Annotated in this window: 17 protein-coding genes; 6 read left to right on the top strand and 11 right to left on the bottom strand. The window is 59.0% G+C overall.

The features are described 5' to 3' along the window. Window positions 1–6: 6 nt before the first annotated feature. From hemN to AB5Y68_RS11160, 4 genes are all read right to left on the bottom strand, one after another. The gene (gene hemN, locus AB5Y68_RS11175; RefSeq protein WP_039039513.1) at window positions 7–1,380 is read right to left on the bottom strand and encodes an oxygen-independent coproporphyrinogen III oxidase; all 1,374 of its coding nucleotides are present in this window, start codon (window positions 1,378–1,380) and stop codon (window positions 7–9) included. A 28-nt stretch (window positions 1,381–1,408) separates the two neighbouring features. Further along, window positions 1,409–1,849: a DUF2489 domain-containing protein gene (locus AB5Y68_RS11170; protein ID WP_039039514.1), complete on the bottom strand. Its 441-nt coding sequence runs from the start codon at window positions 1,847–1,849 to the stop codon at window positions 1,409–1,411. Between the two features lie 11 nt (window positions 1,850–1,860). Next, window positions 1,861–2,442 carry a Der GTPase-activating protein YihI gene (yihI, locus tag AB5Y68_RS11165; protein WP_039039515.1) on the bottom strand — a complete coding sequence of 194 codons (582 nt, stop codon included), beginning with the start codon at window positions 2,440–2,442 and terminating at the stop codon, window positions 1,861–1,863. 800 nt (window positions 2,443–3,242) lie between these two features. Then, window positions 3,243–3,860, bottom strand: a complete 618-nt coding sequence (locus tag AB5Y68_RS11160; RefSeq protein WP_039039516.1) for a cytochrome c — start codon at window positions 3,858–3,860, stop codon at window positions 3,243–3,245. A gap of 143 nt (window positions 3,861–4,003) precedes the next feature. Here AB5Y68_RS11160 and yihA point away from each other — a divergent pair, with 143 nt between their 5' ends. Continuing rightward, window positions 4,004–4,657 carry a ribosome biogenesis GTP-binding protein YihA/YsxC gene (gene yihA, locus AB5Y68_RS11155; RefSeq protein WP_039039517.1) on the top strand — a complete coding sequence of 218 codons (654 nt, stop codon included), beginning with the start codon at window positions 4,004–4,006 and terminating at the stop codon, window positions 4,655–4,657. Window positions 4,658–5,637: 980 nt separating this feature from the next. Here the strand turns inward: yihA and aroE are convergent. From aroE to AB5Y68_RS11120, 7 genes are all read right to left on the bottom strand, one after another. Further along, window positions 5,638–6,459: a shikimate dehydrogenase gene (gene aroE, locus AB5Y68_RS11150; RefSeq protein ID WP_039039518.1), complete on the bottom strand. Its 822-nt coding sequence runs from the start codon at window positions 6,457–6,459 to the stop codon at window positions 5,638–5,640. Window positions 6,460–6,562: 103 nt separating this feature from the next. Further along, window positions 6,563–7,471, bottom strand: coding sequence for an oxygen-dependent coproporphyrinogen oxidase (gene hemF, locus AB5Y68_RS11145; protein WP_039039519.1), 909 nt, complete (start codon window positions 7,469–7,471; stop codon window positions 6,563–6,565). Window positions 7,472–7,571: 100 nt separating this feature from the next. Continuing rightward, a complete protein-coding gene (locus AB5Y68_RS11140; protein WP_039039520.1) occupies window positions 7,572–8,132 on the bottom strand; it encodes a Sua5/YciO/YrdC/YwlC family protein in 561 nt (186 codons plus the stop codon). Window positions 8,133–8,405: 273 nt separating this feature from the next. Then, on the bottom strand, window positions 8,406–8,963 hold the full coding sequence (locus tag AB5Y68_RS11135) for a type I DNA topoisomerase (RefSeq protein ID WP_080769941.1): 558 nt from the start codon (window positions 8,961–8,963) through the stop codon (window positions 8,406–8,408). 55 nt (window positions 8,964–9,018) lie between these two features. Further along, window positions 9,019–9,492: a DUF494 family protein gene (locus AB5Y68_RS11130; RefSeq protein WP_010672510.1), complete on the bottom strand. Its 474-nt coding sequence runs from the start codon at window positions 9,490–9,492 to the stop codon at window positions 9,019–9,021. After that, a complete protein-coding gene (gene dprA, locus AB5Y68_RS11125) occupies window positions 9,485–10,600 on the bottom strand; it encodes a DNA-processing protein DprA (RefSeq protein ID WP_039039522.1) in 1,116 nt (371 codons plus the stop codon). Before dprA ends, AB5Y68_RS11130 begins: the two co-directional genes overlap by 8 nt. A 1-nt stretch (window position 10,601) precedes the next feature. Further along, entirely contained in the window at window positions 10,602–11,690 is a 1,089-nt protein-coding gene (locus AB5Y68_RS11120) for a LysM peptidoglycan-binding domain-containing protein (protein WP_039039523.1), read from the bottom strand. Window positions 11,691–11,797: 107 nt separating this feature from the next. On the opposite strand from AB5Y68_RS11120, the gene def reads away from it, so the two are divergent. The 5 genes from def (at window position 11,798) to AB5Y68_RS11095 (ending at window position 17,607) form a co-directional block, all read left to right on the top strand. After that, window positions 11,798–12,310: a peptide deformylase gene (gene def, locus AB5Y68_RS11115; RefSeq protein WP_010672507.1), complete on the top strand. Its 513-nt coding sequence runs from the start codon at window positions 11,798–11,800 to the stop codon at window positions 12,308–12,310. A 12-nt stretch (window positions 12,311–12,322) separates the two neighbouring features. Continuing rightward, on the top strand, window positions 12,323–13,267 hold the full coding sequence (fmt, locus tag AB5Y68_RS11110) for a methionyl-tRNA formyltransferase (RefSeq protein ID WP_010672506.1): 945 nt from the start codon (window positions 12,323–12,325) through the stop codon (window positions 13,265–13,267). A gap of 60 nt (window positions 13,268–13,327) precedes the next feature. Then, on the top strand, window positions 13,328–14,620 hold the full coding sequence (gene rsmB, locus AB5Y68_RS11105) for a 16S rRNA (cytosine(967)-C(5))-methyltransferase RsmB (protein WP_010672505.1): 1,293 nt from the start codon (window positions 13,328–13,330) through the stop codon (window positions 14,618–14,620). Between the two features lie 74 nt (window positions 14,621–14,694). Next, on the top strand, window positions 14,695–16,071 hold the full coding sequence (gene trkA / locus AB5Y68_RS11100) for a Trk system potassium transporter TrkA (RefSeq protein ID WP_010672504.1): 1,377 nt from the start codon (window positions 14,695–14,697) through the stop codon (window positions 16,069–16,071). Window positions 16,072–16,164: 93 nt separating this feature from the next. After that, window positions 16,165–17,607: a TrkH family potassium uptake protein gene (locus AB5Y68_RS11095; RefSeq protein ID WP_010672503.1), complete on the top strand. Its 1,443-nt coding sequence runs from the start codon at window positions 16,165–16,167 to the stop codon at window positions 17,605–17,607. Window positions 17,608–17,653 lie beyond the last annotated feature (46 nt).

Raw genomic sequence — 17,653 nt, 5'->3', positions numbered from 1 at the left:
CCCGGTCTAGATCACCCGGGAGAACTGCTGCTGGCGCGCCTTGCTGCGCAGGTAGACATCGAAGCACATGCAGATGTTGCGGATCAGCAGCTGACCGGTGGAGACCACCTCCAGCCCCTCTTCGGTCATGCGCACCAGACCGTCGTCGATGAAGGTCTGCAACAGCTTGAGATCCTCGGCAAAATACTCCTTGAACACCAGGCCGTGGGCCTGCTCCACAGCGGCGAAGTTCAGGGAAAAATCGCAGATGAGGCGCTTGATCACCTCACGACGGATCAGATCGTCCCGATTGAGGGAGCACCCCTTCCACTGGGCATGGCCCAGTGACTCGACCTGGCCGTAGTAGGTTTTGAGATCCTTCTGGTTCTGGGAATAGGCATCCCCCATCATGCTGATGGAAGAGACCCCCAGCCCCAGCAGATCGCAATCCCCCTGGGTGGTATAGCCCTGGAAGTTGCGATGCAGCTTGCCCTCGCGCTGGGCGACGGCCAGCTCGTCATCGGGCTTGGCAAAGTGGTCCATGCCGATGAACTGATAACCCTGGCCGGTCAGGAAGGCAATGGTGTCCTGCAGCATGGCCAGCTTCTCCTGCGGCGCCGGCATGTCCGCTTCTTTCAGCTTGTGCTGGGCGGCAAAACGGCTCGGCAGGTGGGCATAGTTGAAGATGGAGAGGCGGGCCGGGTCGGTCTTGAGCACCTCTTCCAGGGTGTGATGGAAGCTCTCCCGGTTCTGGTGCGGCAGACCGTAGATGAGATCCAGATTGGTGGAGCGGAACCCCAGCTCGCGGGCACGAACCAGCATGGCGCGGATGAAGTCGTTGTCCTGCTCCCGATTGACCGCGACCTGGACCGCCTTGTTGAAGTCCTGAACGCCAAGGCTGATGCGGTTGAAACCGAGCTCCCGCAGCACATCCAGCATGGACAATTCGATCTCGCGGGGATCCACCTCGATGCTGATCTCCCCCTCCTCGGCGAAGTGGAAGTGCTCCCGCAACATGGCCATCAGGCGACGAGTCTGGGGTTCGCTCAGATAGGTGGGTGTGCCGCCACCCCAGTGCAGCTGGGTGACCAGTCTCTCCTTGAACAGGGGGGCCTGGCCCTTGATCTCCTGTTCGAGGTAGTCGAGGTATTGATCTGCCTTGTGCTGGTGCCGGGTAATGACCTTGTTGCAGCCGCAGTAGTAGCAGAGCTTGTGACAGAAGGGAATATGCACGTAGAGCGACAGATTGCGTGCAGGATACTGGCCCGCTGCCTGGACAAAGTCCGGATAGCCGAACCCCTCGTTGAACTCCAGCGCAGTGGGATAGGAGGTGTAACGCGGACCACTGTAGTTGTATTTTTCGATCAGGGCCTGATCCCACACAATCTGTTCTGCTTGCACGCTTGCTTCCTCTGTCTTTGTCATGGGCTCACCGGCTTAACTGAAAATCCTTCAGTCTGGCGACATCCTCAAGGATCTGCGCCTCCAGCTCGGCCTCGTAGCCGCTGCGTTCGAGATCCATCTTCATCACTTCATTGCGCTTGAGTGCCCGCCTCGCCTCATGGGTCGGCATCTCCTTCACCTTCTCATAGAGGCCGTAGAGCCCCGGGAACTCGGTGGCAAAGGCGCGGCCCCCCTTTATTTGCAAGGCATCCAGCAGATTGGTCAGCCGGATGGCACCTTCCGAGTAGTCGCACTGACCATCTCGTACCGCGTGGGCGATCACCCTGACACTCTCCAGGATCCGCTCGTTGCGGGCCGCAATGGCGTGCTGCTGCATCTCTTGCTGGCGTTTGAGACGCGCCATCAGGGTGCCGGCATAGACGGCAAGCCCCAGCAAAATCAGGCCACCCAACAGGGCGGCCAGCATCCATCCACTCATCACTTTTTCTTCGGCTCGGGTTTGGCTTCAGGCTGGTAGTCTGCCTGAGAGAAACGTTCCCACAGCTCCTCTTCGGAGGCAGGCTGACTCGGCTCGTCAAAATCGGCATCATCAAAATCCATGTCGCCATCTTCGTCATCGTCGTTGTCGATGATACCGAGCTCGTCCATCAGCTCCTGATAACGGTCAACCCGCTGATCGACCCATGCCTGCTCTGCGGCCTCCAGGGTTTCACCGGCATCCAGACGATCCAGCAAGGCATTGAGGCGATCATCATTCTCGATGGACGCCAGCTCCTGCTCGGGGGTCATCACCACCCGCTTCTCTTTCGCAGGCTTGGTCGCCACCGGCTTGCTGCCCTTCTCGTCGGCAATCAGCGCGATGGGCTTGCGAGAGCCGATGCGTGGATCCTTGGCCTGCTTGGAGCCGCTCTTTTTGCCCGCCTGCTCGACCTGTTGGCGGGAGCCCGCCTTCAGGCCCTTGCGCTTGGCGGCGCGCTTGCGCTCACGACCTTCCTGAGCACTGGCATCTGATTCTTTGCGCTTGCCGGTAGGCTTGCGGTTGGGTTGTTTGGCCGACATGAATGACTCCGACAAATAACTGAATGGAACCCCCCGGAGCGTGTCGTCCGGGGAGGATGCTGAAGCGGGGAACAGTAAATATGGAACAAGAGTGGGATCCCGCACCAATTCGACCACGTTGGGTCGCTGAACACCGCAGGATCGGCATCCTCTGGGCATGTTGCTGGTATTTTGACACAGAATGTCTTGGCGGGTTAATGACCCAATAGAAAAAAGGCAGCCGAAGCTGCCTTTTTCCATCATGCGAGTTCCATTCCCTGGTAGCCAATCGCCTTATCCCTGGGCGAACCACGGCGCATCATTTCGTTGGATCATCCTGATCCTTATTGACCAGTCCTGAGTGTGCGTGTGTTTGTTTGTCTAACCCAAACCGGCGACATCCTGCCTCCCATCGGGGTGGTTGCCTCCCGCAGCCCCGCTCATCCCTGGCGGTCACCATCCTGGCTTTTTGCATCTATTGCTCATCGCATGCTCCGAGCCGACATCCTGTCAAACCGAAGACGGGTCTTGCACCCTCTCTCCGGCCAATCCTTGCTGCCTACTGTAACTTCTTCGCTGGATGACTCAATCAACCAAAGCACATTTCGAACTGGTACAAAGTGATTTTTTATTTCTTAATTCATTGAAAAACAAAAAATAATTAAATATACATGAGCAATCTTTCAGACACGACCAGCCCCGTATATAGAAGATCTCTTACAGCAATGCAGGCTGTTTACGGGCGATCGCTACAACCTCAAAAAAGAACAGGGAACACAATGGTTCCCTGTTCTTTTCAACAAGATAACTAACAGGCTATATCAGTGAAGCCCCGCCACATACTTGGAGAGCGCCTCGATGTCCTGATCCGTCAGCTTCTTGGCCACATCCCGCATCATGCCATTGGGATCGTTGTCGCGGGTCGCCGAACGAAAAGCGCTGAGCTGGGCCTTGATATAGGCGGGATGCTGCCCTGACAGGCTGGGATACTTCGCTTGCTCGACGCCGGAACCCCGTGGGCCATGACAGGCGGTACAGGCGGCCAGGCCTCGCTCCATGTCTCCCCCCATATAAAGCGCCTTGCCTGCGGCAACCACATCATCGGGCACGGCAACCGGCGTCACCTTCTGGCTGGAGAAATAGGCGGCAAGATCGTCCATATCCTGCTCGGACAACGGCAACGCCATGGGTCCCATGACGGGCGCAACCCGACCAGTTTGGCCAGAAGCTGCAGCCTTCAGTTCAACTAATTGTTTTTTGATATATGATGCGTGCTGACCAGCAATCTTGGGATACATGTCGACTGGGCTGTTGCCGTCCGGTCCATGACAGGCCGCACAGACGGCAGCCTTGGTTTGTCCCGCAGCGGCATCGCCCTTGGCTTGTGCCATCCCAGTTACGCCAACCATCAGAGCAAGTGTAATGACTAGGTTCTTCATGGCGTTCCAACTTTCTCGTTATTAGGCTTCCAGATCCCATGCCGCTGAAGGCATGTTAAAATAAACGCGTTCAAGCGACGCCATTTTACACTATTTCACAAAAAAGTAACTCTATAACCCTCTATCTCTATGGGGAATTTACGTTGGATACACAAACTCTGAATTTCAATAAGGTGCATTTTGTGACCAGCGCACCCGACATCCGCCACCTGCCAAATGATGGGGGTGTCGAGATTGCGTTTGCCGGTCGTTCCAACGCTGGCAAGTCGTCTGCATTGAATACCTTGACCAAACACAAGAACCTGGCACGTACCAGTAAGACCCCTGGCCGTACTCAGCTGATCAACCTGTTTGAGCTGGAACCGGGCAAACGCCTGGTCGACTTGCCCGGCTATGGATATGCCCAGGTTCCGCTGGAAATGAAGCTCAAGTGGCAAAAGTCACTGGCTGAATACCTGCAACGACGGGAGTCCCTGAAAGGGCTGGTGATCCTGATGGACATCCGCCATCCGCTCAAGGAAACCGACATGAACATGCTGGAATGGAGTTCACACCGTGAACTGCCGGTGATGCTGTTGCTGACCAAGGCGGACAAGTTAAGCCCGGGGCCCCGCAACAACCAGGTGATCAAGGTTCGTCAGGCGGTGGCAGAACTGGGCCCGCAGATCCAGGTTGAAGCATTCTCTTCTCTGACCAATATCGGCGTCGAGAAGCTGGCCCAGACCCTGAGCGGCTGGTACCTAACCGAAGCAGACAACGCCCAGGTAGACGACGAAGATCATCAGAACGAGGAGTAAACGACTCCTCTCCCTGGCTGCAATTGGCGGAGTTGGACCTCCGCTGATTGAAAGGCTTTCATGATCCCCCCATCTCCGAGCCCTCCCTCCCCGCCTTCGCCACCTCTGAAGAAAAACCTCAAAAAATATATTTAAATCATACTGATAGCATGTTTAGACGCGAAAAGAATTAACTAATCATCAACCTGATACCGTTTTCATGGATATCGAGTAAAAAATCAGAATTGAAGGCTGTAACAAACGAAACTGAAATTTAATTACACGGTGAGGCAATATAGGGATAAAAATGAGGCCGGTCTTGCCATTGCAAACCGGCCTGAAGAAATGAGTTCAAAAATTTGGGAAAAAGCGAGTTCTCGAGAACAAAGACGATTGGTTTTCCTCAAGAAACGCCTTCATTCTAACAAAGAACGGCAACAATTAAAGCATTTACTCTAAATGTTGCGCATAAAAAAACGCCCCGACGATGACTCATCGGGGCTGCTATTCAGCCACATTCAATTACGTGAAATAAAAGGTCTGAAAGATAGAACATCTTACCTCTGTACCCTACGCCGACAACTGTACAGCAAAGCAGCAGAAAGTGAAAGTAATTTATGTAATTTAGTTTCAATGGTAGGAAAAAGAAAAAATATTCATAATTTTCATGCAGATAAAAAAATCCCCAGTACGAATACCGGGGAGTTATAAAGGTGACTAGCTAGCACTTCCTCAACTATCCAGTTAGTCAGCAGTCCGTTACAGAAGTTCCGCTGCTTTGAGAAAAAACTCAAAAAATTCTGCGAGTGACGGCAAAGTAAAAGTAACTTATTGTTACGCAATGGTTTTATAAAAATGGCACCTGTTCTGCCACACACCCACCGCAGAACGACCGTTTCACATCACACGTGCCGTGCCGCATCACGAGGGATGCCCTTATCCAGAGATGCAAAATCTCTACATCAGATCTGCCGACCGCCCAATAGAGCGCACTAGCTGGCTCACACGACGCCCAGATTGCGCTGCAACTCTCTCAATACCTGCTTGGTGCCGGGCCGGATCCCTCGCCATACGGTAAAGGCCTCAGCAGCCTGCTCGACCAGCATGCCCAATCCATCCATGGTATGGCGCGCACCATGTTGCTTGGCCCAGCCGATGAAGGCTGTGTCCGTTGCGCCATACATCATGTCGTAGATCGCGATGTCCTGGTGGATGAGGGTTGGCGCCAAAGGTGGCAACTCTCCTTGCAGACTCGCTGAGGTGGAATTGATGATGAGATCGAACGGCCCCACCAGCTGTTCATAGGATTGAGCAGTGATGCTGCCCAGATCCCTGAACTCCACAGCCAGCTGTTCCGCCTTGGCATGGGTACGGTTGACCACGACGATCTCGCCCGGCGCTTCCGCCAGCAGGGGGGCCAGGGCGCCACGAGCTGCGCCACCGGCCCCCAGAAGCAGGATCCTGCTACCGGCAAGGTTCACTCCGTGAGCCTTGAGATCGGCGACCAGCCCGGCGCCGTCGGTATTGTCACCCAGCAGCACACCATCATCAGTCAGTTTGATGGTGTTGACCGCTCCCGCCCGCTTGGCCCTGGGGCTCAGCCGCTCCACCAGCCTGAAGGCTTGCTCCTTGAAAGGTACGGTCACGTTGCACCCCTTCCCTCCTTCGGCGAAGAAGTGGTTCAGAGCGCTGGCAAACTCATCGACAGCAGGTTCTGCCAGACCATACTCCAGCTCTTGCTGGGTCTGCCTGGCAAACAGGGTATGAATGAAGGGAGATTTGCTGTGGCGCACGGGGTGGCCAAAAACCAGATAACGATCCATCAAGGCGTTCCTTTTGAGGGTAATATCCCGATTTAACGGGTTTTCTCATGAAGGAACAAGCCGAATATCGGCCAATAAGAAGGGGCCATCATGGCCCCTCTGGTCACAACCACTCGCGCGGTTTGAGGTAGTCGCTGTAGAGCAATGCCTCCGGGCTGCCAGCCTCCGGCTGCCAGTCGTACTCCCAGCGCGCCAGCGGCGGCATCGACATCAGGATGGATTCGGTACGCCCCCCCGTCTGCAGTCCGAACAGGGTCCCGCGGTCGTAGACCAGATTGAACTCCACGTAGCGGCCACGGCGATAAAGCTGGAACGCCCGTTCCCGCTCTCCATAAGCAAGCTCCTTGCGTCGCTCGACAATCGGCAAGTAGGCCGCGAGGTAACCCTCACCCACTGCACGCATAAAGGCAAAGCAGTCGGCAAAGGGCCAGCGGTTCAGGTCATCGAAGAAAAGACCGCCCACCCCGCGCGTCTCGCCCCGATGCTTGAGGAAGAAGTAACGATCGCACCAGGATTTGAACTCGGGATAAATGTCGGTGCCGAACGGCTGACAGAGATCGCTGGAGACCTGGTGCCAATGCCTCACGTCCTCTTCGAACGGATAGAAGGGCGTCAGATCGAAGCCGCCACCAAACCACCAGATCGGCTCCTCCCCCTCTTTCTCGGCGATGAAGAACCGCACATTCGCATGGCTGGTCGGTACATAGGGATTATGCGGGTGGATCACCAGCGATACCCCCATGGCCTCAAACCTGCGGCCAGCCAGTTCGGGACGATGTGCGGTCGCGGATGCCGGCATGGCATCGCCATAGACATGGGAGAAGTTGACCCCACCTTGCTCGATCACCGCCCCCTGACGCAGCACCCGTGTTCTACCGCCACCACCACCTTCGCGACTCCAGGCATCTTCCACAAAGCGCCCGCATCCATCGGCCTGCTCCAGGCCACGGTAGATATCATCCTGCAATTGCAGCAGGAAGGCTTTTACCTGGGCCACATCCGGTTTGCTCATTTTATCTCCTGTCAGACAGGCATCATGCATGCACTGCCTGCACTTCTCGTATTGTCATGACCTCATCGCACAACCTGCATGAAACAGGGCCGTGCCCAACTCAGGATGGGCGAATGATGGCCCCGGTGCGGGCGTCCTTGATTTCGGACGGGTTGGCTTGCCCCCCGACTTCGCCGGGCAGAATGTAAGCCAGCTGGCTTGCCAGCAGATCGCCAATATCAGCCACCCGGCGAGCGGGCTCCTCACCGGTGAGATTGGCACTGGTGGACACCAGCGGTTTGCCAAATGCCCGGCAAAGCCCTTGCACCTGGGGATGGCCTGTGACCCGCACCGCCAGGGTCTCGAACTGACCGGTCAACCAGGACGGCGTCGTCGCGCGAGCGGGCATGATCCAGGTGAAGGGACCAGGCCAGCTCGCCTGCACGCGAGCAAGCTGCTCATCGCTGAGCTGGCTCAGGTCGATGTAGTCCTGCAATTGCGCCAGATCTGCCGCGATCAGGATCAATCCCTTCTCCACCGGCCGCTGCTTGATGGCCAGCAGCCGCTGCACGGCGGCTTCGGAATCAGGATCACACCCCAGACCAAACACGGCTTCGGTGGCATAGGCGATAACCCCTTCTCCTTGAAGGGCGGCAACCGCTTGTTCAAATTCATTTGGCATAAGCACATGCGACAGCCACGCTGCCGCCTCTCATCACTGGATTGTATGTTGAACCGACATGACGGCATCGGGGCCATCACTGCTGCGATATGGGCTATATCCCTGCTCCTCTTCAGTCATGCATTTCGGCTCAGACGCTTGCGTGCATCAGTGAACCGAGCAACCGCAGGGAGCTTGAGATGGCGATCAGGAGCAGGGCGATTTGGGCGATGCGCATCGGCTCACAACCTCACGCTGACCAGCAATCCGCCTGCCTGATCACGGGCGGCGAGATTATACCCGCTCAATCTGGTGGGAGCATTTCTTTTGCGGGCAGACCCAGCGCAGGTTTCCCCGCACCTTCTTCTCGACCATGATGCCCCAGCCACACTCGGGACAGGGTATGGGAACCGGCTTGTCATTCACCACATACTTGCAGTGAGGATAGGCGTCACACGAGTAGAACTGTTTGCCATAACGGGATGTGCGGCTCACCAGATGACCTTTGCCACACTCCGGACAAAGGATTTGGGTATCGTCACTCTCCTGAAGGGACTCGATATGCTGACAGGCCGGGTACTGGGTACATCCCACAAACAGACCGTAACGACCCTTCTTGATGGCAAGTGGATGGCCACAATCCGGACAGGACGACCCCTCGAGCACTTTCTCTATATCGCGGCCAGAGGGGGTGAGGGAGCGAATGTAATCGCAAGCGGGATAGGCTGAACAACCAAGGAAGGGACCGTGCTTGCCCTGGCGGATCACCAGTTCAGCACCACACTGCGGGCACGGCTCGCGCTCGAAGGCATGTTCGTGGGCAGAGAAGAGGTGGTGATCGATCTTTGACATGGGCCGCGCCTTGAAATCCAGATGGCCTGAATTCTACCAGCGCGGCACCGGGCTGTCAGTGGATGACACCGTCCGACTCGTCAAACACCAGCTCTTCCATCTGCTGGTAGGCGTTTTCGCTGCCTGGCACATTGAACAGCACCATCATGACGACCCACTTCAGATCGTCCAGCTCGATGTCCGGCTTGTCCAGCTCGAGCAACCGTTCGATGCAGATTTCACGGGTTTCGGCATTCAGCACTTGCGCCTGCTCCAGGAACAGCAGGAAACCGCGACATTCAGTACTGAGGCGAACCAGCTCCTGCGGCGCATAGATCCGCATAGAGCCCTGCTGGCTTGCGGTGACATAGACTTCCCGCTCGCTGTCGTGCAGGTTGGCCAGTCGCTCCAGCCAGTTGAGCGCTTTCTCGATCTCGTCCTTGTCGAAACCGGCACGGCTCAGTTCGTCGGTGAGTTCATCCTGCTCGACCATCACATCTGCATCGCTGTGGATGTAGGTCTCGAAAAGGTACATCAATACATCAAACATGATTCGCCCTCCTCGCTCTGACGTATCCACCGGCTACCGCCATCACTGCACCAACCAGCTCCAGCTCTACCAACCTGCCCAGTACGACATCGACAGGAAGCCGGGCCCGTTCGGCAACGGTATCCACGCTCGTGGTCTCATAATCTACGTTATCCAACAAATCGGCATAAGGCAATTCGCTATTATGCTGCGCCTCGGAAGAACCGTTGACTGGTCCGGGGGGCAAGACCAGCCTTGGAAACTCTTCCAGGATATCGGCGGCATTCAAGACCAGCTTGGCACCCTGTTGAAGCAGACGGTTGCACCCTGCTGCCTGTGCATTTTGCGGGGCGCCGGGAACGGCAAAGACCTCGCGGCCCTGCTCCAGCGCATAACGGGCCGTGATGAGCGAACCACTCTGTTCTGCCGCTTCCACCACCAGTGTCCCCAGCGACAGACCACTGATGATACGGTTGCGGCGAGGGAAGTGTTCAGCCAGGGGGCCTTGCTGGGGCGCCAACTCGGAGACAAGCAGACCTTCCTGCTCGAGGATCTGCATCGCCAACCCCTGATGACGCTTGGGGTAGAGACAATCCAGACCGGACCCCAGCACCGCCAGGGTGATTCCGCCCGATGCCAGCGCCTGCTGATGGCAGACGCCATCAATGCCCAACGCGAGGCCGGAGGTGATCGCCAGACCACAGCCCACCAACTCGGCACACAAGCGTGTCGCATTGTCTTTGCCGGCATAGGTGGGGTGGCGGGTACCCACCATCGCCAACTGTGGCAGGGAGAGGGATGAGACGTTCCCGCGGCAGTAGAGCAAGAGCGGGGCACCGGGGATCTCTTTGAGCAGGGCAGGATATGCGGGGTCATCGGGACAGAGGAGGTGATTGCCGGGCTCGGCGGCCCAGCTCAATCCCTGCTCCACGACAGGAAGAGGCCATCTCATCTGCTGAATCTGGGCACTCTGCAGACCAAGAGCTCGCAGGGCGCCATCGTCTGAGTCAAACAGAGTTGTGATGTCACCACCCACATGCGCCAACAGGCGAGCGGCGGTGACCGGGCCTATGCCTGTAACGGCATCCAGCGTCAGCCATAGCGACAACCGCTCCAGTGGCAAGGACACGTCAGAAATTACTGACCTGATAACCAGAGCCGACCAGATCCTGACTCTGCAGGATAAGACCGTAACTCAATTTGTCGTAGACCTTGAACAGCATGACTCTGGCAACGGCCTCGGCAGGCAACGATGACTTGCCGGCAGAATAGAACGCCTTGTCATAGACGGATGAATATTCCCGGTATGACACCTTGCCATTCTTGTCCACCATCTCGGCTCCCGGGCGCAGGATCTCGAGCACATCGCCCGGGGCCACCTGATCACGCTCCCCCTTGTTGATGAGTACCACATCAAACTTGCCCCCACCATGTACCTTGCTCGGCAGCTCGATCACATAGCCGGGGGAAATGGAAGGTGCCGCCTTTGGCATGAACACGGCAGAGATGCTCTCCTGCGACGGCAGCGGCATCACCTTGTCGCCCTGATACACCTCACGCCGGTTATGGGTCAGCGTCACTTTGGTGGTGTCGTGGGCAAGGTACTCCTCTGCCCGCACCGTGCCGACAAAAATTGCCTCCTGACCGAGCGACTCGCCGGTGTGCTTGTCCTTGTATGCCACCCCCGGGCGATAGAGGCCATAACTCTGGCCCGGGTTCAGGGCTCCTTTCACATAGAGAATGTCGCCCTCCAGCATCCCGACATGCTTGTCATTGTTGCCGAGCACATAGGGCAGGTCCTTGCTCTGCTGGCTGTTGGCCAGAATGTGGTCGGTCTGCAGGAAGGGCGCTATCTCGCTCAGAGGCAGGGTCGGTATGGGATTGGCCTTGTTTTCATAGCGGTTCTTGGGTGAGAGACGGATGACCTGCTTGCCCCCCTGATTGGCTTTGCCGAGCCGAGGCTCACCATTTACCCAGCTCAGGTGCAGCACGTCACCGGGATAGATCCAGTGGGGATTGGCGATCTGCGGATTGATGTTCCAGAGGCGTGGCCAGAGCCAGGGTTCGGCCAGATACTGGCCCGAGATATCCCAGAGGGTGTCCCCTTTTTGCACCACATAAGTCTCGGGGTAACCGGATTTGAGCGTCAACTGCTGTGCCATGGCGCCACCGGCCAGGGCTGTCGCCAGGCAGGCGACGACGATTTGCTTCAGATACATAACACTCCCTGTTACTTCTGCACGCAAAGTGTTGCTGTTTTTTGTCGGCGTAAATGACTAGAATTACGTCAATATTGACTGCGTTTATATGAAACTAAAGAAAAATTATGGCCATTCTAGATGTATTGCGTTTCCCCGATGAGCGTCTGCGCACAGTCGCGGCCCCTGTCGAAGCCTTTACACCCGAGTTACAACACATTGTAGATGATATGTTCGAAACCATGTACGCGGAGGAAGGCATCGGCCTGGCCGCGACCCAGGTCGACATTCATCAGCGCATCATCGTCATCGATGTCTCCGAGAACCGCGAAGAACAGCTGGTGTTGATCAACCCGGAGATCCTGGAGCAGTCCGGCAGCACCGGCATCGAAGAGGGCTGCCTCTCCGTGCCCGGCAACCGTGCTCTGGTTCCGCGCGCCGAGTGGGTCAAGGTCAGGGCGCAAGATCGCCACGGCAACACCTTCGAGCTGGAAGCGGACGATCTGCTCGCCATCTGCATACAACATGAGATGGATCATCTGGTCGGCAAGCTGTTTGTGGATTACTTGTCCCCGCTCAAGCGCCAGCGCATTCGTCAGAAGCTGGAAAAGATGGCCCGTGAAGATCGCAAAGTCCTCTGAGGATACGCTCCATTGAACAAGCTGAAACTGATTTTTGCCGGTACCCCCGACTTCGCCGCCCGTCATCTGGCGGCGTTGTTGTCTTCCGGCCACGAGGTCGTCGCCGTTTATACCCAGCCGGACAAGCCCGCCGGTCGCGGCCAGAAGCTCACCGCCAGCCCGGTCAAGGAGCTGGCGCTGGCCCACGATCTGCCGGTCTACCAGCCTGCCTCCCTGCGCAATGAAGCGGCGCAGACCGAACTGGCCGCTCTGGGTGCCGATCTGATGGTCGTCGTGGCTTATGGCCTGATCCTCCCCAAGGCGGTGCTTGATACGCCGCGTCTGGGCTGCATCAACGTCCACGGCTCCCTGCTGCCGCGCTGGCGCGGTGCCGCCCCGATTCAACGCTCCATCTGGGCGGGGGATGCCGAAACCGGCGTCACCATCATGCAGATGGACGTGGGGCTGGATACCGGCGCCATGATCCGCAAGGTAACCTGCCCCATCGCCAGTGATGAGACCTCTGCCAGCCTCTATGACAAGCTGGCCGGTCTGGGCCCGCAGGCACTGGTCGATACCCTGGACGCCATGGCTGCCGGCGACACCGCTGCCGAGCCCCAGGACGATGCGCTGGCCAACTACGCCGAGAAGCTCTCCAAGGAAGAGGCCCGCATCGACTGGTCGATGGACGCCGTTGCCATCGAACGCTGCATCCGAGCCTTCAACCCCTGGCCCATCAGCTGGTTCGACGTCGCCGGACAGACCGTCAAGGTGTGGCAGGCCGAGGTCGTCGCACAGGATCACGGCCAGGCAGCCGGCACCCTGCTCAAGGCCGACAAGCAGGGGATCGAGGTTGCCACCGGTCAGGGCGTGCTGCGCCTGCTGACCCTGCAACCTCCCGGCAAGAAGGCCATGTCCGTTTCGGATCTGCTCAACTCTCGCCGCGACTGGTTTGAACCTGGCACGCAACTGATTTGATCTGGATTGAATTGACACAAGCGGGGCCCTGGCCCCGACTTGTGCATCTAAGGTAACGCTATGAAAACACGCGCACAGGCTGCTCTCGTCATTCAACAGGTGCTGGATCAGGGTCAATCTCTCTCCGCCGTTCTGCCTGCTGCCCAGGAGAAGGTCGCCCCTCGCGATCGCGCCCTCCTGCAAGAACTCTGCTACGGCACCCTGCGCTGGCTGCCCCGTCTCGATGCGGCGGTCAGCGAGATGATGGACAAGCCGCTCAAGAACAAGAGCCGCATCTTCCACTACCTCATCCTGGTCGGTCTCTACCAGCTCATCTATACCCGCATTCCGGCTCACGCCGCCGTGGCCGAGACCGTCAACGCCGTCAAGCTGCTCAAGGGTTCTTCTCTGCGCGGTCTCATCAACGGCGTACTGCGCAACTTCCAGCGCAGCGCCGAAGTGATCCTGCTGCGCATCGACCGCGTTCCCAGCGTCCGCCTCGGCCACCCCGAATGGCTCACCAAGCGCCTGCGTCAGGCCTATCCCGATGACTGGGAGTTCATCATGGAGGCCAACAACCAGCGCCCGCCCATGTGGATCCGCAACAACAGCCAGCGCCAGAGCCGCGAGGCCATGCTGGCCCGCATGAGCGAGGCGGGCATCCCGGCCATGGCCGGTGTGGAAGGGGAAGATTGCATCCTGCTGGAGCGCCCCTGCGACGTGACCAAGCTGCCCGGCTTCGAGCAGGGTGACTGCTCGGTGCAGGACGGTGCCGCCCAGCAGGCCGCCGCCCTGCTCGATCCCCAGCCGGGCGAGTGGGTGCTGGACGCCTGCGCCGCCCCCGGCGGCAAAACCGCCCACCTGCTGGAACGCCAGCCGGCCCTTGCCGGCGTGGTTGCCGTCGACGCTGATGACAACCGCCTCAAGCGGGTGCAGGAGAACCTGGATCGTATCGGCCTTCAGGCCCAAGTCATCCACGGTGATGCCAGCACGCCGGATCTGTGGTGGCCACAGGGGCAGTTCGACCGCATCCTGCTGGATGCCCCCTGCTCCGCCACCGGCGTCATCCGCCGTCACCCCGACATCAAGTGGTTGCGCCGGGATCAGGACATCCGCGAACTGGCCGAGCTGCAACGCCGCATTCTCGATGCCCTCTGGGGCAAGCTGAAGCAGGGCGGCACTCTGCTCTACGCCACCTGCTCCGTGTTGCCGGAAGAGAACCGGGAGCAGATCCGCGCCTTCCTGGCCGATACCCCGGATGCCCGCCTGGTGCCGTTGCATGCAGAAGACACCCCGGCCTGTCCGGGTCGCCAGTTCCTGCCCGGCGAGGCGGAGATGGACGGCTTCTACTATGCCAAGCTCATCAAGCTGTAGGCCGAACCGGCGGATGGCAGGCCCGGTGACGGGCCGCCTCATTACGAAGCAACAACCTTGAGTAAGATGGCCTTATGAAAATCATCATTCTGGGCGCGGGTCAGGTGGGTGGCACCCTGGCCGAGAATCTCGCCGGCGAGAACAACGACATCACCATCGTCGACACCGACAGCGAGCGCCTGCGCGAACTGCAGGACAAATTCGACCTGCGGGTGGTGAACGGCCACGGCGCCCATCCCAGGGTGCTGCGCGAAGCCGGCGCCCAGGATGCCGACATGCTGGTCGCCGTCACCAACAGCGACGAGACCAACATGGTCGCCTGCCAGGTCGCCTACTCCCTGTTCAACACCCCGAACAAGGTGGCGCGCATTCGCTCCCCCGCCTATTTGGTGGAGCGGGATCGCCTGTTCCTGCCCGAATCCGTCCCCGTGGACCACCTGATCGCCCCCGAGCAGCTGGTGACCGACTACGTGCGTCGCCTGATCGAGTATCCGGGGGCGTTGCAGGTGGTGGATTTTGCCGACGGCAAGGTGGGCCTAGTGGCGGTCAAGGCCTATTACGGCGGCCCCCTGGTGGGCAATGCGCTCTCCACCCTGCGGGAACACATGCCCAACATCGAAACTCGGGTCGCCGCCATCTTCCGCCAGGGGCGCTCCATCCGCCCCCAGGGCACCACCATCATCGAAGCCGATGACGAGGTGTTCTTTGTGGCCGCAGCGGGCCATATCCGCGCCGTGATGTCGGAACTGCAACGCCTCGAGAGCCCCTACCGGCGCATCATGATCGTCGGCGGCGGCAACATAGGCGCCGGCCTCGCCCGCCAGCTCGAGAAGCGCTACAGCGTCAAGCTCATCGAGCGCAACCAGAAGCGGGCGGAGCAGCTCTCCGAACACCTGGAACACACCATCGTCTTCTGCGGCGATGCGGCGGATCAGGAGCTGCTGGCGGAGGAGCACATCGACCAGATCGACGTCTTCATCGCGGTGACCAACGAGGATGAGGCCAACATCATGTCGGCCCTGCTCGCCAAGAAGATGGGGGCCAAGAAGACCATGGTGCTGATCCAGCGCGGCGCCTACGTGGACCTGGTACAGGGCGGCTCCATCGACATCGCCATTTCCCCCCAGCAGGCCACCATCTCGGCCCTGCTGACCCATGTGCGCCGTGCCGACATCGCCAACGTCTACAGCCTGCGCCGCGGGGCGGCCGAAGCCATCGAGGCGATCGCCCACGGGGACGAGAACACCTCCAAGGTGGTGGGCAAGACGGTGGGCGAGCTCAAGCTGCCCCCGGGCACCACCATAGGCGCAGTGGTGCGCGGTGATGAGGTGCTGATCGCCCACGATCGCACCCAGATACAGCAGGATGACCACGTGGTGATGTTCCTGGTGGACAAGAAGTACATCCCGGAAGTGGAGCGTCTGTTCCAGCCCAGTCCCTTCTTCCTGTAAGCCGGCCATGTCTCTGGCAACGGTATCCGGACCCGGCCCCTTTTCTCAGGAAAGGTCCGGGTCTTTTTTCAATCAACGACCAGGTTATCTTGCATGATCAAGCTGCATCCCATCGTCTTCACGCTCGGGCTGGTACTCTCCAAGCTGGCGCTCTTCATGTGGCTGCCCACCCTGCTGGCCCTGCTGACCGGTTCGGAAGGTTTCGTCGAATTTCTCAAGTCGGTCTTGATCACCCACGGTGCCGCCCTGCTCTGCCTCCATTACGGTCGCAAGGCAGAGTTTCACCTCGGCGTGCGGGAGATGTTCCTGCTCACCACCTCGGTCTGGGTGGTCGCCTGCGTCTTCGGGGCCCTGCCCTTCGTCTTCATCACCCATATCGACTTTGCCGACGCCTACTTCGAGACCATGTCGGGGGTCACCACCACGGGATCCACCGTGCTGTCGGGGCTGGACGGCATGGCCCACAGCATCCTGCTGTGGCGATCCATCCTGCAGTGGCTGGGCGGGGTCGGCTTCATCGTGATGGCGGTGGCGGTGCTGCCCTACCTCAACGTCGGTGGCATGAAGCTGTTCCAGACCGAGAGCTCGGATTGGTCCGACAAGAGCGCCCCCCGCGCCAAAACGGTGGCCAACAACATAGTGCTGGTCTATCTGGTACTCTCCATGCTCTGCTTCCTCGCCTACTGGGTGAGTGGCATGAACCTGTTCGAAGCGGTCAACCACGCCATGACGACCCTCAGCACCGGCGGCTACTCCACCTCCGATCAATCCATGTCCCACTTCTCCCACGCGGCGCACTGGATAGGCACCCTCTTCATGTTCCTCGGTGGCCTGCCCTTCCTGCTCTATGTGCAGGCCCTCTCCCGCCGTGACAACAGCCTGTTCAAGGATGCCCAGGTGCAGGGCTTCTTCTGGCTGATCGTCTGGGTGACCCTGGTCGTCACCTTCTATCTCTGGGTGAGAGACATCTACGGCTTCATGGATGCCTTGCGCATCAGCAGCTTCAATATCGTCTCCGTGCTCACCACCACGGGTTTCGGACTCGGCGACTTCGGCACCTGGGGCCCGCTCACCACCATTATCTTCATCATCCTGCTGGCACTCGGCGCCTGCTCCGGCTCCACCTCGGGCGGGCTCAAGATCTTCCGGGTCCAGGTGGCCTTCGCCCTGTTCAAGAAACAGATGCGCCAGCTGATGCACCCCTCCGCCGTGTTTCCCCAGAAGTACAACGGCCGTCCGGTCAACGACGCCATCATCCGCTCCCTGATCTCCTTCGTGCTGGTCTACTTCGCCATCATCCTGCTCATCGCCGCCCTGCTCGCCGCCATCGGGCTGGACCCCCTGACCGCCATCTCGGGCTCCATCACCGCCGTGGCCAACGTGGGCCCGGGCATGGGGCCTGTCATCGGTCCCAGCACCAACTTCGCCAGTCTGCCGGATGCGGCCAAGTGGATACTGTCGTTCGGCATGCTGCTGGGACGCCTCGAGATCCTGACGGTGGCGGTGCTCTTCTTCCCCTCCTTCTGGAAGCAATAAGCAGCCGTCCAGGCTGTTGCATGAAACGAAAAGGGCAGCCAATGGC

It is taken from the genome of Aeromonas sp. R6-1 (assembly GCF_040908165.1).
In the GTDB taxonomy this organism is placed as follows: Bacteria; Pseudomonadota; Gammaproteobacteria; order Enterobacterales; family Aeromonadaceae; genus Aeromonas; species Aeromonas caviae.
This window is presented reverse-complemented; position numbering and strand designations above follow the sequence as displayed.